General features: G+C 66.1%; 22 protein-coding genes. 12 read left to right on the forward strand and 10 right to left on the reverse strand.

All coding sequences use genetic code 11. From position 1 onward, the window contains the following. Positions 1-147: 147 nt before the first annotated feature. Positions 148-2,841 carry a LuxR C-terminal-related transcriptional regulator gene (locus tag VFZ97_01390; GenBank protein HEX6392062.1) on the reverse strand — a complete coding sequence of 898 codons (2,694 nt, stop codon included), beginning with the start codon at positions 2,839-2,841 and terminating at the stop codon, positions 148-150. Between the two features lie 136 nt (positions 2,842-2,977). Between VFZ97_01390 and icd the strand changes: the two genes are divergently transcribed. Beyond that, positions 2,978-4,174, forward strand: a complete 1,197-nt coding sequence (icd, locus tag VFZ97_01395; GenBank protein ID HEX6392063.1) for an NADP-dependent isocitrate dehydrogenase — start codon at positions 2,978-2,980, stop codon at positions 4,172-4,174. 35 nt (positions 4,175-4,209) lie between these two features. Here the strand turns inward: icd and VFZ97_01400 are convergent, their stop codons facing one another. Next, positions 4,210-5,202 carry a malate dehydrogenase gene (locus VFZ97_01400; protein HEX6392064.1) on the reverse strand — a complete coding sequence of 331 codons (993 nt, stop codon included), beginning with the start codon at positions 5,200-5,202 and terminating at the stop codon, positions 4,210-4,212. Positions 5,203-5,393: 191 nt separating this feature from the next. Between VFZ97_01400 and VFZ97_01405 the strand changes: the two genes are divergently transcribed. From VFZ97_01405 to VFZ97_01415, 3 genes are read left to right on the forward strand one after another with little or no spacing between them, the layout of a single operon-like run. Further along, positions 5,394-6,461, forward strand: a complete 1,068-nt coding sequence (locus tag VFZ97_01405; GenBank protein ID HEX6392065.1) for an extracellular solute-binding protein — start codon at positions 5,394-5,396, stop codon at positions 6,459-6,461. Positions 6,462-6,478: 17 nt separating this feature from the next. Next, positions 6,479-8,047: an iron ABC transporter permease gene (locus tag VFZ97_01410; protein HEX6392066.1), complete on the forward strand. Its 1,569-nt coding sequence runs from the start codon at positions 6,479-6,481 to the stop codon at positions 8,045-8,047. Then, positions 8,044-9,165 carry an ABC transporter ATP-binding protein gene (locus tag VFZ97_01415; GenBank protein ID HEX6392067.1) on the forward strand — a complete coding sequence of 374 codons (1,122 nt, stop codon included), beginning with the start codon at positions 8,044-8,046 and terminating at the stop codon, positions 9,163-9,165. Before VFZ97_01410 ends, VFZ97_01415 begins: the two co-directional genes overlap by 4 nt. A 16-nt stretch (positions 9,166-9,181) precedes the next feature. Here VFZ97_01415 and VFZ97_01420 read toward each other — a convergent pair whose 3' ends face one another. The 5 genes from VFZ97_01420 to VFZ97_01440 form a co-directional block, all read right to left on the reverse strand. After that, positions 9,182-9,400 carry a hypothetical protein gene (locus tag VFZ97_01420; GenBank protein ID HEX6392068.1) on the reverse strand — a complete coding sequence of 73 codons (219 nt, stop codon included), beginning with the start codon at positions 9,398-9,400 and terminating at the stop codon, positions 9,182-9,184. A 128-nt stretch (positions 9,401-9,528) separates the two neighbouring features. Further along, positions 9,529-10,002: an SCP2 sterol-binding domain-containing protein gene (locus VFZ97_01425; GenBank protein ID HEX6392069.1), complete on the reverse strand. Its 474-nt coding sequence runs from the start codon at positions 10,000-10,002 to the stop codon at positions 9,529-9,531. 54 nt (positions 10,003-10,056) lie between these two features. After that, the gene (locus VFZ97_01430) at positions 10,057-10,926 is read right to left on the reverse strand and encodes a hypothetical protein (GenBank protein ID HEX6392070.1); all 870 of its coding nucleotides are present in this window, start codon (positions 10,924-10,926) and stop codon (positions 10,057-10,059) included. 322 nt (positions 10,927-11,248) lie between these two features. Beyond that, positions 11,249-13,384, reverse strand: a complete 2,136-nt coding sequence (locus VFZ97_01435) for a hypothetical protein (GenBank protein ID HEX6392071.1) — start codon at positions 13,382-13,384, stop codon at positions 11,249-11,251. 31 nt (positions 13,385-13,415) lie between these two features. Then, on the reverse strand, positions 13,416-14,849 hold the full coding sequence (locus VFZ97_01440; protein ID HEX6392072.1) for an RNA polymerase sigma factor: 1,434 nt from the start codon (positions 14,847-14,849) through the stop codon (positions 13,416-13,418). Positions 14,850-15,058: 209 nt separating this feature from the next. On the opposite strand from VFZ97_01440, the gene VFZ97_01445 reads away from it, so the two are divergent. Genes VFZ97_01445 through VFZ97_01465 form a run of 5 tightly spaced genes read left to right on the forward strand, consistent with a single transcriptional unit; the run spans position 15,059 to position 20,706 of the window. Continuing rightward, a complete protein-coding gene (locus VFZ97_01445) occupies positions 15,059-16,471 on the forward strand; it encodes a sigma 54-interacting transcriptional regulator (protein ID HEX6392073.1) in 1,413 nt (470 codons plus the stop codon). A gap of 3 nt (positions 16,472-16,474) precedes the next feature. Beyond that, entirely contained in the window at positions 16,475-18,478 is a 2,004-nt protein-coding gene (locus tag VFZ97_01450; protein HEX6392074.1) for a hypothetical protein, read from the forward strand. Between the two features lie 10 nt (positions 18,479-18,488). Next, entirely contained in the window at positions 18,489-19,172 is a 684-nt protein-coding gene (locus VFZ97_01455; GenBank protein HEX6392075.1) for a TrkA family potassium uptake protein, read from the forward strand. Next, a complete protein-coding gene (locus tag VFZ97_01460; protein ID HEX6392076.1) occupies positions 19,169-19,831 on the forward strand; it encodes a TrkA family potassium uptake protein in 663 nt (220 codons plus the stop codon). Before VFZ97_01455 ends, VFZ97_01460 begins: the two co-directional genes overlap by 4 nt. After that, positions 19,828-20,706 carry a hypothetical protein gene (locus VFZ97_01465; GenBank protein HEX6392077.1) on the forward strand — a complete coding sequence of 293 codons (879 nt, stop codon included), beginning with the start codon at positions 19,828-19,830 and terminating at the stop codon, positions 20,704-20,706. The genes VFZ97_01460 and VFZ97_01465 overlap by 4 nt, the downstream gene beginning before the upstream one ends. A 14-nt stretch (positions 20,707-20,720) precedes the next feature. Here VFZ97_01465 and VFZ97_01470 read toward each other — a convergent pair whose 3' ends face one another. Continuing rightward, positions 20,721-20,936, reverse strand: coding sequence for a WhiB family transcriptional regulator (locus VFZ97_01470; GenBank protein HEX6392078.1), 216 nt, complete (start codon positions 20,934-20,936; stop codon positions 20,721-20,723). 214 nt (positions 20,937-21,150) lie between these two features. Here VFZ97_01470 and VFZ97_01475 point away from each other — a divergent pair, with 214 nt between their 5' ends. Further along, positions 21,151-21,654 carry an O-acetyl-ADP-ribose deacetylase gene (locus tag VFZ97_01475; GenBank protein HEX6392079.1) on the forward strand — a complete coding sequence of 168 codons (504 nt, stop codon included), beginning with the start codon at positions 21,151-21,153 and terminating at the stop codon, positions 21,652-21,654. Between the two features lie 327 nt (positions 21,655-21,981). Here the strand turns inward: VFZ97_01475 and VFZ97_01480 are convergent, their stop codons facing one another. Then, positions 21,982-22,260: a hypothetical protein gene (locus VFZ97_01480; protein HEX6392080.1), complete on the reverse strand. Its 279-nt coding sequence runs from the start codon at positions 22,258-22,260 to the stop codon at positions 21,982-21,984. A gap of 271 nt (positions 22,261-22,531) precedes the next feature. On the opposite strand from VFZ97_01480, the gene VFZ97_01485 reads away from it, so the two are divergent. After that, positions 22,532-22,915, forward strand: coding sequence for a twin-arginine translocase TatA/TatE family subunit (locus VFZ97_01485; protein HEX6392081.1), 384 nt, complete (start codon positions 22,532-22,534; stop codon positions 22,913-22,915). A 62-nt stretch (positions 22,916-22,977) separates the two neighbouring features. Here VFZ97_01485 and VFZ97_01490 read toward each other — a convergent pair whose 3' ends face one another. Next, positions 22,978-23,223: a WhiB family transcriptional regulator gene (locus tag VFZ97_01490; protein ID HEX6392082.1), complete on the reverse strand. Its 246-nt coding sequence runs from the start codon at positions 23,221-23,223 to the stop codon at positions 22,978-22,980. Positions 23,224-23,752: 529 nt separating this feature from the next. On the opposite strand from VFZ97_01490, the gene VFZ97_01495 reads away from it, so the two are divergent. Then, positions 23,753-24,409 (forward strand): AIM24 family protein, encoded by a 657-nt coding sequence (locus VFZ97_01495; GenBank protein ID HEX6392083.1) that lies wholly within the window; start codon positions 23,753-23,755, stop codon positions 24,407-24,409. The last annotated feature ends 33 nt before the right edge of the window (positions 24,410-24,442 follow it).

Below are 24,442 nucleotides of genomic sequence, written 5' to 3' on the forward strand. Positions count from 1 at the left end.
CTGCCGGCGAAAAAGTTAGCCGCGCCGGATCATCGGAATATCAACGGGAACCCAAATTTCCGTTTTGATCGAAAGGCGACTCCGGCTCCAAGCGAAACCCGGGTTTCGGCCAGCGCGAAAACAAGTTGACCGGGTCGTCTTCTGGGCTCAGCCGGTCGGCGACTCGAATCCCGCAGCCGAATCGTCCATCCCCAGAGCGTCCCCGAGCTCCGAGCGCCGGCTGATGCCGAGCTTGAAGTAGACGCGCGCCAGATGGGTGTCGACCGTCCTGGTCGAAAGGTGGAGCCGGGCTGCGATCGCCTGGCTGGACATCCCGCTCCGCGCGAGGAGGGCGACCTCCCTCTCGCGCCGGGTGAGGGACGCGGGCGCCGATGCCAGCTGAAGCGTCACCGGGCGCGCCGATTCGGGTCCGCTCAGCAACGACTGGGCCCTTGAAGCCGACGCCGCCGCGCGGCGAGGCTGCCCAGCCTGCGCATGGGCCTGGCTGGCCTGCGCAGCGGTCTCCGCTGCGTACAGACCCAAACCGAGAAGTTCGTACTGCTCCGCGACGGAGTCGAGCCTGTCGGCCGACCGGTCCGCCAGCGCCCGCGCGTGAGCCGCCATGACTTGGATGAGATCGCCCTCCACCCAGGAGGCCAGCTCCTGGACCCGTCTCACCGTCCCTTCGTCGGCACCACCCGATCCGCTGAGTCGCAATCGGGCGAGCAGCGCGACCTCCTCATGGGCGACGTGGCCACCTCTCCGGGCTTCGTCGATCGCGGTGTTGAGTTCGGGCAATGCACTGCTTACCTCCCCTCGTCCCACGGCAACCCAAGCCCGGGCGATCCAAAGGCGGGGGACCATCCACCGTTCAGAAATACGTATCTCGGAGCGCGCCTCGGCGAGAACACTGGCCGCCCCGAGCGCGTCTCCCGAAAGAGCGAGGGCCTCGACGAGCAGGCACAACAGGAGCCGCCGGCCGACGGTCGCGTCCCCCGCGGCCGTCGAATCGTTTGCTGCGATCGCCTCGCGACACCGCAGCACGGCGAGGGGTAGCTGTCCTCTCACGAGCGCTACCCATGCGAGCGCGCCGGTAGCGACCGCCTTGGCTTCGTTGTTGTGCATCTGGAGCGCGAGGGCGTACTCGTCGCGGGCCAGTTCCTCGGTGTCCCGGACCCTCCCGGCGGTCCTATACGCGCTGGTCCTGACGAGAAGCGGCCAGTCGATTCCGAGCGGCGCGGCTGAGACACCGCCGGGTTCGCTCGGCCGGAACGCGTCGAGCACGCGCAACGCTTGATCGGTCAGACCGCCCCATGCGAGCGCAGTCGACAACGCGTATCCCGCAGCGAGCCGCGCCTTCGATGACAGGTGGGGAACGTCGAGCAGGGGCCGGCTTGCGCCGGCCGCGACGTCGGGCCTGCCGATGAAGTTGAGCATCCCCGCCCTCACGCCGGCGACCCAAGTCTTCTCCGATGTGTCCTCGAGGGCTTGCTCCGCGTCCTCCAGGGTCCGGTTGGCCTGCGACCAGTCGCCGAGTCCCCAGAACATCGCCGATGCGCGCAACACCGCCAGGCGCGCCCGTTCCTCGTCACTCTTACTGGCACAGCTCCCAAGAACGTTGAGCGCCTCGTCGGGACGACCCAGGCGAGCCAGCGCGTCGGCGAGAGCTATCCGGGAGGCGGTCCCGCCGTCCGAGTCGACGGCCGCTCGGGCGAACCGAGCTGCCAAGGACCAGTCGAAACGGGCGGAGGCCCTGACCGCTGCTTCCAGCAGGAATTCGGGATCTTTCGTTCCGCCGGATTCGAGGCGCCAGGAGGCCACCCTCAGGAAATCCCCCTGGAGCAGGCCGGCGTCTTCGAATGCGTCGGCAAGCAGCCGTCGCAGCTCGTCCGCGCGGACATCGGGCAGCCGGCCCCGTATCAGCTCTCCGTAGAGGGGATGGCTCATCCGGACGTACTTCTCGCCGGCGCCGGCGTCGATCACCACAAGACCGTTTCGCTGAAGGTTCTCGAGGTGTTGCTCCGGCACCACCCGTTCGAGGGCCTGGGACGGAACCGGGTCGGCGAAGGCGATCACTTCGAGCGAGTCCCGAAGGTCCTCGTCCAGGGCGCTCAGCCTCTCGTCGAGCAGCTCCTGAAGGCGGGGCCCGATGGTCAGCCCCCCGACCAGGCACCATACGCCGCGCTCCTTGGCGATCCTGCCGGCATCGGTCCCCGAAAGGATCAGCTCGCTGAGGTAAAGGGGATTGCCGCCGCTGGTCTCCCATAGAGCCTCGCTCAGCTCACCGTCGGCGGCGTCCCCGAGCAGGTTCTCGGCCAGCTCCAGCGTCTCGTCCCTGTCGAGCGGTCCCAGGTCGATCCGCTCGACCAGACCCTCCTTCCAGAGCGACCGCAGCGGGGGTGCCAGCGCCTCGCCTGCCCGGGCGGCGATCAGCGCTTTGGCGCTCCCGGTCGAGATCAGCTGGAACAGGAGGGTCGCCGACGCACTGTCCAGGCAGTGGGCATCGTCGACGGCGAGGGTCAGGTCTCGGCTCCCGGCGCTTTCGATCACTGCTTGGCGGATGGTCTGAAGGAGGAAAAAGGGCTCCGGTCGAGCGCCGGGAACCCCGACCACCTCGGGAACGTGCGGCGCGAACGCCCCGAAGGGGATGTCGGGTCCGGAGGCGTGCGCCATCAACCACAGAACCCGAGCGTGGGCGTCTTCACGCAGACCTCCGAGGACGGCGCGCATCAGCGCCGTCTTGCCTACCCCGGGGGAGCCCATCAACATGACCCCGCCGCCCCTAGCCAGTCCGGCTTCTGCGGCTGCGAGCGCATCGTCGCGCCCGAGCAGTTTGACCGGGCCTAGCGCCCAGTTGCCCACAAAATGATTATTGCAGGGAGCGTGACGCCGCGGTAGGGAGTGTGTGAGGTGCCCCCCGGGACAGTCTCGTGTGCACCCCCTATCGGCGTTCCGTGCACCGGGACAGTGTGAGGTGTCGCCCCGGTACTCTTGCGCCATGGCCGACAAGATCACCATGGCTGCCGACGGCACCCTCAAAGTCTCTGACGAGCCGATCATCCCTTTCATCGAGGGTGACGGGACGGGCGTGGACATCTGGCCGGCGGCCAGGACCGTTCTCGACGCTGCGGCCGCAAAGCACGGCAAGAAGATCTCGTGGCGCGAAGTGCTCGCCGGTGAGAAGGCGTTCAACGAGACCGGTGACTGGCTCCCCGAGGAGACCGTCGACGTCTTTCGCGAGTACCTGATCGGGATCAAGGGCCCGCTGACCACTCCGATCGGCGGTGGCTTTCGCTCGCTGAACGTGGCGCTCCGGCAGATCCTGGACCTCTACGTCTGCCTGCGCCCGGTGCGGTGGTTCGAAGGTGTTCCTTCGCCGGTGAAGCGCCCCGACCTGGTCGACATGGTGATATTCCGCGAGAACACCGAGGACATCTACGCCGGACTCGAGGTCCAGGCGCACACCGCCGAGGCCAAGCGGATGATCCAGCTCCTCCACGACGAGTTCGGCTGGGACATCCGCCCCGACAGCGGTGTCGGCATCAAGCCGGTGTCGGAGTCAGGGTCGAAGCGTCTTATCCGCGCAGCGATGAACTACGCGGTCAAGAACAGCCGCAAGTCGGTCACCCTCGTTCACAAGGGCAACATCCAGAAGTTCACCGAAGGCGCGTTCCGCACGTGGGGTTACGAGCTCGTGCGCGAGGAATTCCCCGACGTGGCGGTCAGCTGGGAGGACTCGAAGGGCGAGCCCGGCGACCGGATCCTCGTCAAGGACGCCATTGCCGACATCACGTTGCAACAGGTCCTCACCCGACCGGACGAGTTCGACGTCATCGCCACCACCAACCTGAACGGCGACTACCTCTCAGACGCCCTGGCAGCGCAGGTCGGCGGAATCGGCATCGCCCCTGGCGCCAACATCAACTACGTGACCGGTCACGGGATCTTCGAAGCCACCCACGGGACCGCGCCGAAGTACGCCGGGCTCGACAAGGTAAACCCCGGGTCGGTGCTCCTTTCCGGAGTGATGATGTTCGAGCATCTCGGCTGGCAGGAAGCGGCGGACGACATCGTCCGCGCCCTCGAGGCGACCATCGCCGACAAGATCGTCACCTACGACTTCGCACGCCAGATGGAGGGCGCCACCGAGGTCAAGACCTCGGAGTTCGCAAGCGCGATCATCGACCGCCTATAAGCGCGATCGTCGACCGTCTATAAGGCGGTCTGGCCTCAGCCGATGAGGCCAAGCTCGCGTACCGCGTCGCGCTCCTCGCCGAGCTCTGCAACCGACGCGTCGATTCGCGTCCGTGAGAAATCGTCGATATCGAGTCCCTGCACCACCCGGTATTGGCCGCCAGACGTCGTCACCGGGAACGACGACATGAGTCCCTCGGGAACGCCGTAGGAGCCGTCCGACGGGATCGCCATCGACGTCCAGTCACCGTTCCCAAATCCACCCATCCAGTCGCGCACGTGATCTATCGCAGCGCTCGCAGCGCTCGCAGCGCTCGACGCGCCTCGCGCCTCGATGATTGCGGCGCCGCGCTGCTGCACCGCGGGGATGAACTCCTTCTCCACCCAGGCGTCGTCGGCGATGACGTCCTTTGCCGGCCGGCCGCCGATCTTGGCGTGGAAGATGTCGGGGTACTGGGTCGCGGAATGGTTGCCCCAGATGGTGAGGTTGGTGACCTCGGTGACCGGGCGCCCGGAACGGGCGGAGAGCTGCGCCTTCGCCCGGTTCTGATCAAGGCGGGTCATCGCGGTGAACCTCTCGCGCGGGATATTGGGCGCGTTGTGCATCGCGATGAGAGCGTTGGTGTTGGCCGGGTTTCCGACCACGAGCACGCGAATGTCGTCCGCGGCGTTGTCCGACAACGCCTTGCCCTGGACGGTGAAGATCGCTCCGTTGGCCTCGAGTAGGTCCTTGCGTTCCATCCCCTTGCTTCGCGGTCGGGCGCCAACCAGGAGGGCGATGTTGGCGTCTCCGAAAGCGACGTTCGGATCGTCTGATGTGGTGATGCCCGCCAGCAGCGGGAAAGCGCAGTCGTCGAGCTCCATGACCACTCCTTGCAGGGCGCCCAGCGCAGGCGTGATCTCCAGGAGCTGAAGGATCACGGGCTGGTCGGGGCCGAGCAGCGCCCCGCTGGCGATCCTGAAGAGCAGGCTGTAGCCGATCTGCCCGGCGGCGCCGGTCACTGCTACACGTATGGGGCTGACGGACATGTGTTTATGGAGCCTCCGGGCTGGCGGCCGGCATGCCGGCGGGTGTTGAAACGGGTTCGACGTTACGCCGGGGCCGGCTTCTCAGGCCACCCGGCGGCCGGCCAAACCGGGTCTGATTCGGCCGCCCCGGCAGTCGCCTCCTGACCGAAGGCCGGTAGAATCTTCGGCGTCCCTAAGAAAAGTTGTGAAGCATGCCTAGCGCCTGGGAAACTGTCGGGATGCTCCAAAGGCCGGCCCTCCGGTTCTTGGCCGCAGCGGCTGCTGTCGTGCTTGGTGCCGGGGTGCTGGTTGCCTGTGGAGGGACCTCGAAGCCGGGATCGTCAGGGTCGATCACTCTCTACAGCGGGCAGCACGCAGAAACGACCCAGGCCGAGATCACGGCCTTCGAGCGGCAGACCGGCATCCGCGTAAACGCGCGGAGCGGCGACGAGAACGCCCTCGTTCAGCAGATCCAGCAGGAGGGGTCGAGTTCTCCTGCCGACGTCGTCCTGACCGAGAATTCGCCGGCGCTCATGTTCTTGCAGGGCAAGGGGCTCCTCGCCCCGGTGCCCGCGAGCGCGCTGTCGGTCGTCCCGGCGAGGTACAACTCGCCCGCAGGCGACTGGGTCGGCTTCTCTGCGCGGGTGAGCGTCCTGGTCTACAACACGTCCCAGCTGGCGACGGGACAGGTCCCGACGTCGATCCTCGACCTCGCCAACCCGCGCTGGAAAGGCAAGCTTGCGCTCGCCCCGACCGAGCCGGACTTCCAGCCGATCGTCACGTCGGTCGCCCTCGCCGAGGGGGAGCAGGCCGCCCTTCAGTGGCTCAAAGCCGTGAAGTCCAACGCGTCGGGCCACATCGACCCGGACAACGAAACGGTCACCGCCGACGTCAACCGCGGCCAAGCTGAACTCGGCGTCGTCGACCACTACTACTGGTACCGGACGGCCAAGAACGTCGGAACCGCGCGGCTGCAGTCGCAGATCGGTTTCTTGTCGGCGGGTGATCCCGGTTACGTCATCGACATCTCGGGTGCAAGCGTGCTCAAGTCGAGCCGTCACAAGGCGGAAGCGGACCAGCTGGTCGGCTTCTTGGTGTCACAGGCGGGACAACACGCCCTGTTGTCGAGCAACAGCTTCGAGTATCCGCTGCGGCCCGGCGTTGGAGATCCGGCCGGGCTCAAACCGTTCTCGCAGCTCCAACCCGCGCCGATAACGGTCGCTCAGCTCGGTGACGGCTCGGTGGCGCTGCGCCTGTTGCAGCAGGCGCAGCTCATCTGAGGAGGGAAGCGGAGGCCGTGGCGATCGCTGTTCCAACCCGGCGAAACGGCACAAGATCCCAGTTTCCTTGGGGGCTGCTCGGGCTCAGCGCGCTGATCGCGGTTGTGGTGCTGCTGCCTCTCCTCTTCCTGGTGCTGAACGCCGCGCACGCCGGCTGGCACGACGTGTTCCGCCTCCTCTTCCGGCGCCTCACCCGAGTGCTTCTCGTCAACACGATCGAACTCGCCGCCGGCGTCAGTGCGGGTGCGGCGATTCTCGGCACCGCATCGGCGTGGATCATCGAGCGGACGAACCTCCCGTTCCGCAAGGCGTGGGCGGTGCTCATCGTGTTGCCGCTCGCGATCCCCGACTTCGTCGTCGGCTACTCGTGGCATTCGATAGCGCCGGCGATCCGCGGGTTCGGCGGGGCGTTGCTCGTCATGACGCTGGCGCTGTATCCGCTGGTTTACCTGCCTGTGGCGGCCGCGTTGAGGAGGTCCGACCCCGCGGAGGAAGAGGTCGCACGGAGCCTCGGTCTTGGTCCGCTGCAAACATTCATACGGGTGACCCTCCGCCAGATCAGGCCGGCGGTCACGGGAGGCTGCCTGGTCGTGTGCTTGGCGCTTCTCGCCGAATACGGCGCGTTCGAAATCGTCGGCTTCCAGACGTTCACCACGACGATCTTCGGCCAGCTGCAGAACGGGTTCGACCCCGCCGGGGCGTCGGGCCTGTCGTTGGTCCTTGTTCTGATCGGGATCATCGTTCTGATCGGCGAGGCCGGTATGAGCACGCGCGGGAGGCTCAGCAGGGCCAGCGGCGGCGCGGCCCGCCCGTTCGGCCGGCGCCGCCTACGGGGACGCCAAAAGGCCGTCGCGACCGGGGTTCTCGCGCTCATCGCGGGAGCAGGCCTCGGGCTGCCGGTTGGGACGCTCACCTACTGGATGGCGGCAAGCCACGCGACGACCCTGCCTGGATCGTCCGTGTGGGGTTCCCTCGCCCACTCCGCTGCTTACAGTGCAGGAGCGGGACTGATCGCCACCCTGCTCGCCCTACCGGTCGCGCTGCTGGTCGTCCGTCACCGCTCGCCAACGTCTCTGATCATCGAGCGAAGCACCTATCTCGTGCAGTCCCTGCCCGGCTTGGTCATCGCGCTCGCGCTGATCTACTTCACCACCCACTTCGCCCATTCGCTGTACCTGACGTCGAGCCTTCTCGTCGCCGCGTACGCGATTCTCTTCTTCCCGCTGGCCCTCATAAGCGTCAAGGCGTCGGTCGCCCAAGCGCCGCGGCGCCTCGAAGAAATCGCACGGTCACTGGGAGAGCGGCGACTCGGAGCCATGCTCCGGGTGACCCTGCCGCTGGTAGCCCCGGGATTGGCGGCGGGGTTCTCTCTCGTGTTCCTTTCCGCGGTCACAGAACTCACCGCAACCTTGCTGCTGGTGCCGACCGGCGTCCAGACGCTCGCCACGCAGTTCTGGGCCTACCAGACCAACGCTGCGTACGGTGCGGCCGCGCCGTACGCGGTGGTGATGGTCGCACTGGCCGCGGTGCCAAGCTACATCCTTACGATGTGGTTTGACCGCCATCCCGCAGAGGCCAGCCAGTGAACACACTCGAGCTTCGCGATGTACGACACAGCTACGGTGCCAACCGCGTCCTCGACGGCGTGGACCTAGAAGTCGAGGCCGGCTCGGTGATCGCGGTGCTCGGTGCGTCGGGTAGCGGCAAGACCACCCTCCTCCGGGTCGTCGCCGGCTTCGAGAGAGTCGAATCCGGCATTGTGCGCGTGGGAGGCGTCGCGGTCGACGACAGCCGTAGATCCGTTCCGCCTGAACGACGGAGGATCGGGTACGTGCCGCAGGACGGCGCTCTTTTTCCGCACCTGAGGGTCGGCGCCAACGTCGCGTTCGGATTGGGACGGCGATTCGACCGCAAGGCTGTCGAATCACTCCTCGACATGGTCGGCCTCACCGGACTGGAGCGGCGGTACCCGCACGAACTGTCCGGCGGGCAGCAGCAGCGCGTCGCGTTGGCGCGTGCCCTGGCGGTCCAGCCGGAATTGGTGCTGCTGGACGAGCCGTTCTCCGCCCTCGATGCCGCGCTGCGCGCGGCGGTTCGCCGGGACGTGATCCAGATCCTGCGAGACCGGGGGACCACCGCCGTCCTGGTCACTCACGATCAGGACGAGGCGTTGTCCGTGTCGGACCGGGTCGCGATCCTTCGCCAGGGGCGGATCGTCGCCCAGGCCAGGCCGGAGGAGCTGTACCGCCGGCCGGTCGATGCCGAGGTGGCCGCGTTCCTCGGCGAGGCCAACCTGCTTCCCGGCAAGGTCGAGGGCGGAGGTGTGGTGTCCACCTGCCTCGGCCGGCTGGTGCTGCAAGAAGGGGCCTCGGGCGGCTGGGCTCATCCGGGAAGCGCCGCGACGGTGCTCGTGCGTCCCGAGCAGATAGAAGCCCGCACCCGTAACGCGGTGCCAGCCGGCGGGGGGATCCCGGCGCACGTGGACGAGAGGTTGTTCTTCGGGCATGACGCGGTTTTGACTGCGCACACGGTCAGCGGCGAGCCGTTGTCGCGCCTACTGATCAGGGTGACCGGGCCTGGAGCGCCGGCTCCCGGGACAGACGTTCTCCTGGTCGTGCGCGGCCAGGTTATGGCTTGGCCGGCGCCGGACCGCGACTCGCCGGATGGGTCTCCGCGCCGGCGGGTTGAACCGGCGGCCGGCTGAAGATTCGGAGAGCTGGTTAGGCGCTGATCGTGGGCGGCAGCACCACGCCCAGGCGGTGCAGGTAGCCGAGCTTCTTCTCGACCGCCTGGCGCCACGCGCACAGATCCTTGTCGAAGTGTGCTCTGTCGCCTTCCTCGAACGCGTGCTCCAGTTCGTCAAAGGCTTCGTCCTCGGCGTCAAGCAACGCCCGGTATCGAGCCAGGAAGCCGTCGTCGATCACGTCCGACAGGGTCACTAGCGCTACCTCCCCGATAGATAGATGGATGAGGATACCCCGGCGTGGCGGCGATCCAAAAGATGCAATGCCTGCGAACAAATGTGCCCGGTAACTGGGCGTTGCCGCGGCAACGGCCGTTCCTGTTTCTAGTAGGTGGTGGCCTTCCTAACCGCCTCGGGAACCGGGTCCAGGCCGGCGAGATCGCCGGCTCGGCCGGCAAGTTTGGCCATGTCTCCGCGAACCCGGAGCCGGCCTTGCATAAGCGCAGCCTGGGTGGCGAGTACACCCTTGGCCATCGCGGTTGCGGTAGTCCAGTCGGTGGTGATCGTCAGATCCGCGGTCTGGCGGGCGAAGCCGGGTTCTGCGATTCGGGCTTGTCCGTTTTCGACGACTACGAAATACCGGACGTTGCCGTCGGGTGATCCGATGACAACCTGTTCCAGCACGAGCCGATCGGGGCTGGGCCCGTGGATGCTGTGGTGGGCGTGGGCGCCGGGGTGTTTGTCACCGGCCGGCTCGGTTTGGCCGGTGCGGCCTTCCTGGCGTGGCTGGACTGGTGCCGTGTGCCCGGAGTGCTGGCGAACCGCGTCGAACCACTCAGCGGACAGGAACCTTGGCATCGTGAAGGTTGGTTCTACCAGCAGGGACGTCGCTGCCGCCTGCCGCGCCCGACCTCAAGAGCTGCGGTGACGGCGGGAGTGGGCCGGCTTCCTTGTCCACGGGATCGCCGGCGCCAGTGCCTCGTCGAGTTTGGTGGCGACGGCGACTTCTTTTTCCGCCCAGCGGTCGAGCAGATCGCTGGCCTTCCTGCGCCACCCTGGCCGGTCGACGAGCTCCGGGATCAAGACGGGTTCCGGCCCGGTCGCTTCGGCGGGAGCGGGGGCGGGGGCGGCAGGGGTGGGGGGTGCGGCGCTGGCGGCGGTCGCGGCGGTGGCGGCGGCGGCGGGAAGTTCGGGGTCGGGCTCGCGAAGTTCGGGGCCGTCGTCTGCCGTCAAGGCAGGCGGCGGTTCGAGGGCTTCGACAATCGGTTCCGTTGAAATCTCTGGGCTCCGTGGTACCGGATCGTCCATTACCGCAGTTGCGACCGCCACCGGGTCCGGCGCCAACTCCGGCGAGGTGACCTCGGCAGCAACGGCTGCAGGTTCTGGTGCGGGCGAGGTGACGGCGGCAAGCGCGGGTTCGGGCGCGGATTCGGGTGCGGGTTCAGGTGCCGCCGCGGGGGCAGCCGGCGCTGGTGACCCGGCGACCGATTGGACGCTCTCTTCGCGATTGGGCTCTTGGTGCTGACGCTCTGCCCGGCGCCGCTCGCGGCGTGCCCCGGCTGCCAGCACAACCCGGGCTACCAAACGCGACGGAGCCCGTCCGCCCGTTGCCATCGTCTCTATCCGCTCTTCGTTACTTGGCTCGAACACTGGTGTCTCGTACCACTCCGAAAACTCGAGTTCTCCTAGTCGCGGCTCGGATCGCCGGCGTGCAGCCGCGACCTTCGCCTTGGCCTTACCGTTCGTCGAGCGGTTGCTGTCTTTTGTGGTGCGTTCGCTCATTTCTTGGACCTTCCGCAATCACTATTCGATACGTCGGGTCGGTGATCCTTCGCCGGATGACGCTAGAGCAGAACTGTCCGTGAATCGCATAAGTACCGACGACAGGTCGCGGCGATGCGGGTCGCTTGGGGCGCGGGGTTGCCGTGTTCGGACCCGCCCCGATTAGTGCGACTTTGACCGCTTTTGTCCGAGGCACTCGGGGCCTGCGCAGAGCGTTTCTTTGCGATTGGGCACCTGATAGGTGCCTTTTTGCGAAAAAAGGTCCCGCCGTCCCGCCGTGTTGGATCCCGGAATGCTTCTGGCGGGCCCTGCCGTCGGCTACTCACGAAGCGATTCGGCTCGTGTAGCCGTTCTTTGCTTCGCCGCCGTCCCAGCGCAGCGCAAGATCCAGCCGTAGCTCGCCATTGGGCGCCTCGGGGGGGATTGATGCAGCGATCGCTCCGATGCGAACGCACGAGTCCGGCGGGACATCGCCGGCGAAACGCCACGATCGCTGGCCGCCCGGCCAGCTCAAAACGACCTTCGCAACCACATCTGTCAGCGGGTTCCGCAGGTCGCTGACCGCGTGGATGTCAAGGGCGATATGGCTTCCGGGCCGATAGGACGCATCGGGACGATCGGCGGCGACGATGACAGGAGCGCACGCCGCCGCAAGCGCGCGGTAGCCGGCCTTTGGGATCCGGTCGTGGTCGAGCACCGACCAGCTGACCGACGGCTGCGAATCGCTGAGCATGAACATGCAGAACCCGCCTGTCGGTCGGTACTTCAAGCGACGCAGCGTTTCGATGTGGTGACGCAGAACGAGTGCCTGGTACTCCTGGGTTGCCCGCTTCCAATCGTCGAATGTCACGTAGTCCGCAGGCGGAACCCTTCGTTCGAATATCTCGCGCTGAAGGCTGTTGTGCTCCTCGAGACGCGTCCAGTCAAGATCCGGCCACCGCTCGGGTTCCATGAACGACGCCGTTTCAGGCACCGCCTGCGCCCCGAACTCACTCACGAATCGAGCGAGCACCGGCAGCCGCGCGAGCGCTCCGGGGAAGTCACGCTCGTGTCCGTGGTACCAGCCGAAATAGAAATGGCTGTCCGTTCCCCACGCCGGGTGCGGCAGCACCCCGGAGTGAGCCACCACTTCGCGCGATCCGTCGGACCGCTCCAGCGCCCGCTGGATCGAACGGTCCAGGACGGTCTTGTTCCAGCTTGGGAGAGCCTGACCCGCCACCAATCTCGCGACCGTTCTCGGCGCCAGCGCGGTGCCAGGCGTCAGCTCCAACGCGAGTGGTTCGTTGTGGGCGCACCACAGTGCGATGGAAGGGTGATGGCCAAGGAAGTTGACCGCCTCGCGCGCCTGGTTTACCGCCTGCCTGCGCACTTGCCCGTAGCCCCACTGGAGCGGCATGTCCTGCCACAACAAGACGCCTGCGCGGTCGGCGGCCTCGTACAACTCCGCGCGGCTGACATGCGCGTGGACGCGAAGCAGGTCCAGGCCGGCATCCTTCGCGAGGGAGACGTCCCGAACCAGATCCTCACGGGTAACTTCCGCCAGCGCCCGCGCCGCCGGACCGTAGTTCGCTCCCTTGAGGAAGACGCGCTCGCCGTTGACCGTCGCCAAGAAGTTACGCACTCTCACCTGACGGAGCCCGGTCAGCAACTTGCGCGAATCGCTGACGTCGTCGTTGTCCCTGACGCGAACCTCGACGCTCACTTCGTACAGAGGTTGGTCGCCCAGGGCGTGAGGCCACCACAGGTCCGGACGGTCTGCTCCGACCCTCCAGCGAACGCGGTTGTCACCCGCGGCCAACGAATGAGAATCGACGCGCTGAGCCGCCGGCGACGACGCGCCTTCCCGGCGAAGTTCTGTCGATACGGTCACTTCGGCCTGGGCGACGGTATCGAGCTCCGCCTCGAACTCCAGGGTCGCGGTCTCGGCGGTGGCGTCGCGGCACAGCACCTTCAGATTGCGAATCCGAACCTCTCCGGTCTCGAAAAGACGGACTGGGGCCCAGATTCCACCGGGGTTCCAATCCGGATCGATGCAATCCCAGTGCTGAAAGACGCCGGTCAGATTGCGCTTTGCCCGCAGGTCAGTCTGCCGGCTGCATGCGACCTCCACTGCGAGCAGGTGGTCGCGCTTCGCTGACAGAAGTTCGGTGACCTCGAATGTGTGCGGGAAGAAATATCCCTCGGTGTCACCGACGTACTCGCCGTCTAGCCAGACGTCCGTTTGGTAAAAGACACCGTCGAAGGTCAGGAAAGCTCGCCTCCCATCCGCCGGCATCTCAGCTTCGAAACGGTGGCGATACGCGACCGGGCCGTCAGCACCGGAGAAAGCCGGGTGCGATCGCCAGTGCCCAGGAACGGCAAGGCGCTCCCAGTCAGAGTCGTCCAGGTCTGGGTCGGCGAGTCGCCGGCGCAGCTCGTCGTCCGACGGCGCGACCGACCACATCCCTCCCAGGTCCATGCGGGCCTGAGGGTACTGCGCTATTGAGAACTCAGAGGCCGGAGGTGATTCCGGTGACCGTGTTCGTTACCGTCTTGGTGACGTTCGAGACCGGATTGGTGGCGCTGCTTTGGCCGCCCGACGGAGGACCAGTGACCGTGTTTGCCGGCGGCGGCGGCGGGCCGGCGGGCGCGCAGCCCGCGAGCGTGGTGCCGCCGACCGTGAGGCCGACACCGCTGCTGCATCCGACCGTCACCGTGGCGGCGTTGCCGGTGGGGGCGCTATTGACGTTGACGTTGGCGGTGGTGCCGCTGTTAGTCACGCTGGCCACCGGCGAATTGAGCAGCGTCTGGCCCTGGGTCGGCTTCGGCGTCGTCGGGGTTTGAACCGGAGGCTGAGTGGGGTTGGAACTGTTCGTAGGACTGCTCGGCGTGTTCCCACCACCGCCGCCAGATCCCCCGCCGCCGGCGACGGAGCCGGTCGGGTTGGTGCCGAGGGTCGTGGCTCCTCCTGAGCCCCCGCTACCGGACGTCCCCAGCCCGAGCGGGTTGAGGCCGCTGTTCGGTGCGACCGTCCCGACGCCGCCAGCGAGGCCACCGAGGCCGCCCCTATTGGCTAGCGGGTTGAGGCCAGGCGAGTTGGCGCCGGGGAGGCTGCCGGTGGCGACGCCACCGTTGTTCACGGAGCTGTTCTGCCCGACGATGCCTAGCCCGATGAGGCCGAGACCCATGAGGGCGCCCACCGAAACCCAGAGTGGGCGAACGGCCCGCTCGTTCATCCAGCCGGTGAGAGGGGCGAAACGGGCGCTGGGGTCGCTGACCAGTGCCTTCCACCTTGCTGCGGCCTCGTCGGCGAGGTTCGCCGGCACCGCGGCGGCAAGGGGCCGGAGAGCGCTGCCGAGGTGCTCGGGCTCGGGCCGGCGGGCCTGAGCGAACCGACCGGCCAAACCCCTGCGCCCACGGGTGAGGAGCTGGCTGGCCACCGCCGAGGACACGCCGAGAACCGCCGCGATCCGTTCCGCCTCCATGGACTCAACGTCACCTAGCCACACCGCTGCACGCCAGCGCTCCGGAAGGCTCCGGAAGGCCGCCTCAAGCAGGGCAGCGTTGGCTCCCTTGGAGTGAGCTCCCTTGCCCTTGGGAACCGAACGGGCGGCGAAAGTGGGGGTCGGGGTCGAGTGGCTGTGCAGGTGGTCGATCGCGGCCTTATAGACAGCCGACAGAAGCAGCGGCCGGTAGGTCTCGGAGTCGAGCCGGCTCTGGCGCCGAAGGCTGCGAAGCGAACGCCCAAAGCCCTCGGCGACAGCGGCGATCGCGCTGTCACGGTCGACGGCGACCGCTTGAGCGACGCGCCATGCGGTCTGGCTGTGGCGCCGGTACAGCTCGCTGAATGATTCCTCGTTGCCCCGGGCCGCCTGACGTATCAGGTCGACCTCGGCGCCGAGGGCTGGTGCTGTTGCTGAGACTGGAAGAGCGACCGAGTTCATGTTGACCCCTATATCGGCGCGATAACGGACGTCCTGGAAGGGTCTACTGCCAAACTAGGCAGTTCGCCCCATGCACAACTTTTACCTAAAACAAGCGATCTCCTTCTACCCCCGACGGGATTTTTTTCAATCACCGAATGCCGCGTAATGCGCGAACAGGTATTTACCGGCGGGGACGTAGTGGACGAGAAGGCGGGTAGCTTTGCCGCATGAGCTCACGACCTGCGACCCTCGGGCAGCTGCGAGATTCGGGCTGGGAGTCGATCCCGGTCAAAGAGGAGGTTCGCCGCAACGCGGCCCGGCGGATCGCCGAGGGCCAGCCCCTGGTCCCGGGCGTGCTCGGTTTCGAGGAAACGGTGCTGCCACAGCTGGAAAATGCCCTCCTCGCCGGCCACGACATCATCTTCCTCGGGGAGCGGGGGCAGGCGAAGACGCGGATCATTCGCAGCCTCACCTCACTGCTCGACGAGTGGATTCCGATCGTGGCGGGATCCGAAATTCTCGACGATCCGTACAAACCAGTGTCGCGTTATGCCCATGATCTGATCGCCGAACGGGGGGAGGACACGCCGATCGAGTGGGTGCACCGCGACAACCGCTTTGGCGAGAAGCTGGCGACACCTGACACGTCCATAGCGGACCTCATCGGCGAGGTGGACCCGATCAAGGTCGCAGAGGGGCGGTACCTGGCCGACGAGCTGACCCTTCACTATGGGCTGGTGCCGCGCACGAACCGCGGCATTTTCGCCATCAACGAGTTGCCCGATCTTGCCGAGCGGATCCAGGTCGGCCTGCTGAACGTGCTCGAAGAGCGAGACGTTCAGGTGCGGGGTTACAAGATCCGCCTGCCGCTCGACGTGATGCTCGTGGCTTCTGCCAACCCGGAGGACTACACCAACCGTGGCCGGATCATCACGCCGCTGAAGGATCGGTTCGGTGCGCAGATCCGCACCCACTACCCCCTCGACATCGAGACGGAGATATCGGTGGTTCGCCAGGAAGCGCTTCCCATCTCGGTGCCGGGAGTGAGGATCGAAGTTCCGCAGTACATGTCGGAGATCGTGGCGACGATCTCGCACCTCGCCCGGCAGAACGCTCATATCAATCAGCGTTCGGGTGTATCGGTCCGCTTGAGTGTGTCGAACTACGAGACGCTCGTGGCGAGCTCGGTACGGCGGGCGCTTCGTCTGGGCGAGAGTGAGGCGGTGCCCCGCGTCAGCGACCTGGAGTCGCTGGCTTCGTCGACCGCCGGGAAGGTGGAGATCGAGACCATCGACGAGGGCCGCGACGCTCATGTAGTCGAGCGAATCGTGCAGCAGGCCGTGCTGACCGTGTTCAAGAGCACCGTCGGCCAGGACAAGCTGCGTGACGCGGTAGCCGAGTTCGACAGCGGGGTCGTGGTTCACACCGGCGACGACGTTCCCGCGGCGAGCTTCGTCGACTCGCTAGGTCAGATGCCCTACCTGCGCGACGTGGTCACCCATCTGGGAGGCAAGAGGGGATCCGACGACTCGGCGGCTCAGATCGCCAGCGCGACGGAGTTCGTGTTGGAAGGCCTTCATCTCGCCAAGAGACTCAACAAGGACGCGGCGGGCGTCCGCGCCACTTACCGGGCCCGTTAGGCGATGGCCAAGTTCCGCTACTCGAGATGGGATGGGACCCAGACCGGATTCGAGTTCGACGCGGACGATGTTTTCGATGAGCTGACCGACGAGCTCCTTTATCACGGGGATCTCAATCAGGCACTGCAACGGCTTCTCCAACGCGGGTTCACGGATCGCAACGGGGAACGCCTATCCGGGCTGCGGGACATCCTGGAGCGGTTGCGCCAGCGCCGGCGGGACATGTTGGAGCGCCATGATCTCGGCGGTCCGTACGAGGATGTGGCCCGTCGCCTTCGTGAGATCGTGGAGCAGGAGAGAGACGGCATCGACAATCTCGTCGCCGAGGCGAGGGCCTCGGGGGATCAACGGCGCGCCGACATAACCGAAGAGGTTGCGACTGAGCGGCGTATGGCGCTTGATCTTCTCCCACCGGATCTCGCCGGGCAGGTGGAGTCGCTGCAGGAGTACGACTGGACCAGCAACGCGGCGCGCCAAGCGTTCGAGGAGCTGATGGACGAGCTGCGCTCGCAGCTGATGCAGAGCTATTTCAACCAGATGTCGTCGGCGATGTCCGACATGTCGGCCGAATCGGTTCAGCGAATGAAGGACATGTTCAACGAGCTGAACCGGATGCTCGAGGCCCGGGCCGCCGGTGAGGACACGGACAGGATGTTCGCCGACTTCATGGAGCGATTCGGCGACATGTTCCCCGGCAATCCGCAGACCCTCGACGAGCTGCTCGAGCAGATGGCCCGGCAGATGGCGGCCATGCAGCAGCTGCTCAACTCGATGAGCCCCGAGCAGCGCGCGCAGCTTCAGCAGCTCGCCGATTCGCTGCTCGAGGACATGGACCTTCGCTGGCAGGTCGAGCGTCTTGGCGGAAACCTCCGCCAGGCATTCCCCAGCATCGGCTGGGAGCGCCAGTTCGACTTTTCGGGGCAGGATCCGCTCGGGTTCGCCGAGGCGGCCGCAGTCATGAATCAGCTCGGCGACATGGACCAGCTCGAGCAGATGCTGACCACGGCGTCGAACCCGGGAGCGCTGGCGGAGGTTGACATCGAAAGAGCCGAACAGCTTCTCGGGCAGGACGCAGCGAAGTCGTTGGAGCAGCTTTCGAAGCTCGCCCGCCAGCTCGCCGATGCTGGTCTTGTTGACCAAAGGGAGGGACGCCTGGAGCTCACCCCGCGAGGGTTGAGGAGGATCGGGCAGAACGCCCTCTCGGACCTTTTTTCCAGGTTGATAAAGGACCGGATGGGTCGCCACGTCGTCGAGCGCATCGGGGTGGGCCACGAGCGGGCCTACGAGACCAAGGCCTACGAGTGGGGCGATCCGTTCAACCTGTCGATCGAGCGGACGGTCCGCAACGCTTTGGCGCGAACAGGGTCGGGAACTCCGGTGCGTCTTTCGCCGGACGATTTCGAGGTGGAGCGCACCGAGAGCCTTACGTCGACGTCGACGGTGCTCGCGCTGGACCTTTCGTTGTCGATGCCGATGCGGGACAACTTCCTCGCCGCCAAGAAGGTCGCGATGGCGCTGCACGCGCTGATCACCTCGCAGTTCCCCCGTGACTACCTCGGTCTGGTCGGCTTCGGCGAGATCGCTCGGGAGTTGCGGGCGGCGCAGCTGCCCGAGGTTTCCTGGGACTACACATATGGGACGAACATGCAGCACGCTCTGGTCCTTGCGCGGAGGATGCTTGCGCGACAGCAGGGAACCAAGCAGGTGATCATGATCACCGACGGCGAACCGACTGCCCACATTCTGCCGGGCGGCGACCCCTTCTTCAGCTACCCGCCCGCACCGGAGACGATCAGGGCGACGCTGTCCGAGGTTGTCCGGGCGACCCGCGAGGGGATCACCATCAACACGTTCATGCTCGATGCCACCGGTTACCTTCGCAACTTCGTGGAGAAGATGACGCAGCTGAACCGGGGGCGCGCGTTCTTCACCACTCCGGAGACACTTGGCGACTACGTCCTGGTGGATTTTCTGGATCAGAAGCGCGCGAGGCGGCGTCCCGCCTAGGTTCTTGCGAATGCGTGTAATCGTGGTCGGCTGCGGCCGGGTTGGAAGCGAGCTTGCGGTGCGCCTGACTCGTGAGGGCCACGAGGTGGCGATCATCGACAAGAACGCCAACTCGTTCCGGCGCCTGCCGGAGCAGTGGCAGGGCGAGACGGTCGTCGGGTTCGGGTTCGACCGCGACGACCTCAGGCGAGCGGGAATCGACCGCGCCGGCGCGGTGGCTGCGGTGACCAGCGGGGACAACTCCAACATCCTGACGGCGCGCATCGCTCGCGAGACGTTCGAGGTCGAGCGGGTGGTGGCCCGGATCTACGACCCGCGGCGGGCTGCGATCTACCAGCGCCTCGGCATACCGACGGTTGCCACGGTGAGTTGGACGGTCGACCAGGTGATGAGACGACTTCTCCCGCAGGAGTCGGTGACCGCGTGGACCGACCCGAGCGGTGAAGTGAACATGGTCGAGTACCTGTTGCCAGATGTGCTGTGCGGGAAGAACGTGTCGGAGCTGGCTGAAGGCGACCGCTACCGGCCCGTGCTGGTGACGAGAGCCGGTCTTGCCCGGCTGGTGACTCCGGCGATGATCGGGCAGGAGGGGGACCTTTTGCACTTTCTGGTCCGAAGCGACGCAGCCGATGCGCTTGCGGCCCGAATGCACCAAGCCGGTGTAGACCTCGCCAGGGGAGGCATGCAGCGGTGAAGGTGTCGATAGCCGGCGGCGGGGTGGTGGGGACGTCGATCGCGACGGACCTCGTGCAGAACGGCCACGAGGTTCTGATAGTCGAGTCCGATGCAGGGGTTGTCGCCAAGCAGGATCAGCACGAGCCGAACTTGCGTTGGTTCACCGGTGACGCGTGTGAGGTGAGCACGCTGGTGCGTTCCGGTTGGGGAGAAGCCGAGGTGGTGGTGGCCGCGACAGGGGATGACGAAGACAACTTGGTGGTGTCGTTGTTGTCCAAGCAGGAGTTCGCGGTCCCGAGAGTGATCGCACGGGTGAACCATCCGAAGAACCGATGGATGTTCACCGAGACGTGGGGGGTGGACGTGTCGGTGTCGACCCCGCAGCTGATCACCGCATTGGTGGAGGAGGCGGTGTCGGTGGGGACGCTCGTGCGGCTGCTTCATTTCGCCGAAGGGAAGGCTGGACTGGTCGAGGTGAGGCTTGCCGATGGCAGCCCTGCCCTCGAGCGTCAAATAGCGGATCTTGGGATGCCGCGGGATGCCAGTGTTGTCGCGGTTGTACGCGACCGTCGTGTGGTCGTGCCGCGCGGTGACACGGTGTTGCTGGCCGGCGACGAGGTCATCGCGCTGGTGACTTCGGAATCGGAGGACGCGGTCCGGCGGATACTCGTCGGTTGACCTCGGGGTTCCTCGAGTGCGTTGTAAACGTGAGCGAGGGCCGCAACACCGAGTTGCTGGTTGACTTGGCTGCGGCCTGCGGGCGGGTGCTGCTCGACCTTCACAGCGATCCGCATCATCACCGTTCCGTCTTCACTTTGTGCGGGCCTCACGATGCAGTAGCGCGCGCGGCGCGTTCTCTGGCCCTTGCGGTCGTCGAGAGAGTCGACGTGTCGTCACACGAGGGAGTTCATCCGCGAATCGGAGCGCTGGACGTCGTCCCGTTCGTGAGCCTCGGTGTTGCGGGCGCGGAGCTGGTTGATGCGACGGACCGACCGGCCATGCGAGCGCGCGATCAGTTTGCCGAGTGGGCGGGCGGAGAGGTGGGCCTGCCGTGTTTTCTTTACGGGCCGGAGCGGTCGCTTCCCGAGCTACGGCGCTCGGCTTGGCGGGATCTGCAGCCGGACTTCGGCCCACATGTGCCGCACCCGACCGCCGGCGCTGCCGCGGTGGGCGCCCGGCGGGTCCTGGTGGCTTACAACATGTGGGCCGAATGCGACCTCGAGTTCGCTCGGAGGCTTGCTGGCGAGTTGCGAGGGCCACACGTTCGGACGCTTGCACTGCCGGCCGGGCGGGAGGTGCAAGTGTCGTGCAACCTTATCGATCCGTGGATCGTTGGCCCCGGGACTGTCTTCGATGCCGTCGCCAGTCGGGTCGCAATCTCGCGGTCTGAGCTCGTCGGCCTAGTCCCGCGTGGCGTCCTAAACGCTGAGCCGACCCGCCGCTGGGAGGAGCTTGACCTCGACCCATCAAGAACAATCGAGGCCCGCCTCCAACTGGCGGGCCTCGACGGGGGAAGGTTCGATCTGCACGGGTCGGCGCCAACCGGGCCTTGATCCCCGCGGTGGGGTCATCCCGCTGCGGCGGCCCTACGTTCGAGCGCCCTGCGCCGGCGGATCTTGCGCCGTTCTCTTTCGCTCAGGCCGCCCCAAATCCCGAACTTCTCGCCGTTGGCCAGCGCGTACTCCAAGCAGTCCTCGCGAACTACGCAGCCCCGGCAGACCTCTTTGGCCTCACGCGTTGACGCACCTCGCTCTGGAAAAAACAGGTCGGGGTCAACACCCATGCAGTTCGCCTGCTTCTGCCAGGCTCGTTGTATTGGTTGCGCTACCAGGTCTGCAAGGTCGTTCACCGCATGGCTCCCCTCAGTCGGTGATAGTCGTGGGCCACCGAAGCGATTCCACTTATGTAACTACAATGATGTGATATTCGTCCTCTCAGGGGCCGAGCGCAAGGGAAATCGTGGATTTCTTGGGCGAAATTTGGTACCCGGTGAGCTGATGAGGATCGAAGCCTCGATAGGCGACATCACCAAGGAAGAGGTCGACGCGATCGTGAACGCCGCCAACTCGGCGCTTGCCGGCGGCGGCGGCGTCGACGGCGCGATTCATAGAGCGGCCGGCCACGCCGACTTGCAGAGCGCGTGCCGCTCACTGGGCGGCTGCGAAACGGGCGACGCGAAGGCGACTCCCGGGTTCGCGCTTCGTTCCCGATGGGTCATTCACACGGTGGGTCCGGTGTGGCGAGGCGGCGATGCCGGCGAGGCGGAGCTACTTGCTAGCTGCTACCGCAGATGTGTCGAAGTTGCAGACGACCTGGGCGCGCGCAGCCTGGCGTTTCCTGCGATCTCCACCGGTATCTACGGCTATCCGCGCGACGACGCTGCGAGGATCGCGGTGTCGACCCTTCAGTCGGTCGCGGATCGCACTTCCGTTTCGCTCGCTCGGCTGATCGCTTTCGATCCCGAAACGCTTCGGTTGTACGAGTCGTTGCTGGCGGGCTGATCCGGCGCGAGATCGCGGGCCGGAGGCGCCGGCGGAGGCGCCGGGTTTCCGGGCGTTGGCGGTTCGTTGGTGCTCGGTTAGCTGACGGCGAGAAGGCGCCGGCGCTCTGTGACCTTTGCCATGACCGTTCGTTTCACCCTTTCGGCGGTCCAGTCGGCGGTCACCTCGATGACGTCCCAACCGGCAAGCGCCAAGTCGCTGATCCTCTTCCGATCCCGCCGAAAACGGCCCACCTGACCGTGGTACTCCGTTCCCACCCACTCGACCGCCAGCCGTAGCTCAACGATCGCCCGATCGACGCGGTAGCTCCGGCTTCCGCAACGGATCTCAGCTTGCGGATGTGAGCCACGACGCCGGCGATTCGAATGCCAGCCGGAGCGGTGAGGTGGATGGCGCCAACATCGCCCTCGAGGTTGCGATCTGGCTCCAGTTGCCAGAGACGTGCAGCGGTGAGATGCGCGCCCCGCCGGAAGCGAACCAGCCGGCCCGATGCCACCGCCCGAGCCCTTGACCGTCGGCCGAAGCCCAGCTCCTCCAGTTGACGGGTCGAAGCCAGCCCGAGCTGGCGCCGGGCCAGCTGATCCATTTGGCGATGTAGGGCGGCACCCATGGCGTGAGCTTGCCCCACGGGTGCGACTATTAACGTTTTTCTTGCAATTTGGCACCTATTAGGCGCCGAATCGTGAAAAAAGGGAAGCGGAGGCCAGCTCTCGACCGCCCGAGCTCGCCGGCGCTCCTCGGTTAGCGTCCGAATTCAGGTGAAGTAATGCCGGTTCACGCGGCTGTGACCCGCCGGCGGGACCGGCTCGGCGGCTGCCGGTGGCCAGAAGGCCTGCGTGATGAGCGATCAACGCCTAACAGCAGTACCCTCGCGTACATGACCGCCAACATTTTCGGGCCCGACCTCGGGATCATCGTCCTGGTGATCCTCGTCGTGGTGCTCGGCGGGAGCCAGTTGCCGAAGATTGCCCGCAATGTCGGGACGGCCGGCCGGGAGTTCCGCAAGGCGCAGCAGGAAGCCGAAGAGGAAGCAGAGCGGGACAAGGCCGCCAAAGCCGCCCGGGAAGCAGCCAACGCGCCGGCGGGCCAGCTTGCCGCGGCGCCGTCCTCCGTGCCTACCGCGCCCGCATCGCCCGGTTCGCAACAGGCCCCTGTGCCGGCCGGCACCACCGAGGATTCGATCCAGCTGACCCGGACAGAACTTGACGCACTCCTGAAGGCGCGCGAGGAGCAGGTTCGAGGCGAGGGCCCGACCAACTAGTCCTCCGGCAGCCCGCCCCGCCGCGGGCTACCTAAATCGCGGTAAATCGCGTGAAGAGTTTCCTAGGACTCGACCGTTGCGCGGGCTCCGCGACGCTGGCGGGCAATCCGCCGGCGCTCACGCTCGGAGGCGCCGCCCCATACGCCGTGCTCAATCCTGTTGTACAGGGCGTATTCGAGACACGGCGTCTTAACCGGGCAATCGGCGCAGATACGACGGGCTATCTCGACTCCCACCCCGTCGCTGGGGAAGAACGTCTCGGGCGGCAAGTCCCGGCACTTGCCATTTGCCATCCATGTGGTGTCCAACTTCAGAGACCTCCGTGGTCGACCCGCCGCCAAGTCATTCCGTTTCTCGTGTCGAGCACTGGTTGCATCCTGTATCGGCGGCGAATGGGGGTTTCAATAACGGTAAGTACGTCAGAAACCGCCCGTTGGTTGCCTGGCCCCTTACGACCGACAACCTCTCCCATGCCCTGACGTTGCAAAACGGCACTTGTGTTCGAGGGCAACATCCTACCCGATGCTCCACCCGGACTCACGCTTTGGTCGCCCAATCCTCCGCCAACAGGCGCTTCTTCCCGGCCCCTCATAGCCCCTCATTCCCCAGATTCGCCAGCTAAACCAGCGTCGCTCCAGATTTCACCGCCGGGGCGGCGTTCACCTTCTACGCCGGCAGGCACTGGTACCGTCCGCGCATATGGATCGGCTCCAGTGCCATTGGTGCAACGCTCAGAACGACCCAAGCCGGACCACCTGCGAAACCTGTGGTGCCCCGCTCGATGCTCGTGATGTAGTCAGCGATTCGGGATGGCGGGAGGCACCTCGCCTGCGGGACATGACCGAATTCCGATTCTCGAACAGCACCTGCCAGGTCGAGGGGGAACTCGTTCCGGTCGCGGAGATCGCCCTGGCGTCCGGGGACTCGGTGTACTTCGAGCATCACGTCCTTCTTTGGAAGGACGAATCAACTCCGCTCTCAGCGCTGCCCATGTCGGGAGGAATCAAACGGCTGCTCGGCGGGATGCCGATGGTGGTGACGATCGCGCACGGTCCGGGACGAGTTGCGTTCTCGCGTGACGCCTCCGGTGAGCTCGTGGTCCTTCCATTGCATCCTGGGATGGAGATCGACGTGCGAGAGCACGCCTTCCTCGTTGCGTCCCATTCGATCAACTACTCGTTTCAGCGGATCACGGGCATGAACAACATCCTGCACGGCGAGGGCATGTACATGGACCGGTTCGTGACGGCAGGCGAACCCGGCATTCTTCTGCTGCACGGTTACGGCAACGTGTTCGAGCGAACCTTGGGCGCCGGCGAGAAGATCATGGTCGAACCCGGGGGCTTCCTTTACAAGGACTCGTCGGTGACGATGAACACGGTTCAACAGAACGTCAAGACGGGCCTCATGCGGCATGGGATGTTTCTCGCCGAGATGACCGGGCCCGGACGGGTGGGGATCCAGTCCATGTACGTCCATCACCACACTTCTTAGGCACACTTCTTAGGCACACTTCTTAGACACCCG

This window comes from Acidimicrobiales bacterium, from assembly GCA_036378675.1.
In the GTDB taxonomy this organism is placed as follows: domain Bacteria; phylum Actinomycetota; class Acidimicrobiia; order Acidimicrobiales; family Palsa-688; genus DASUWA01.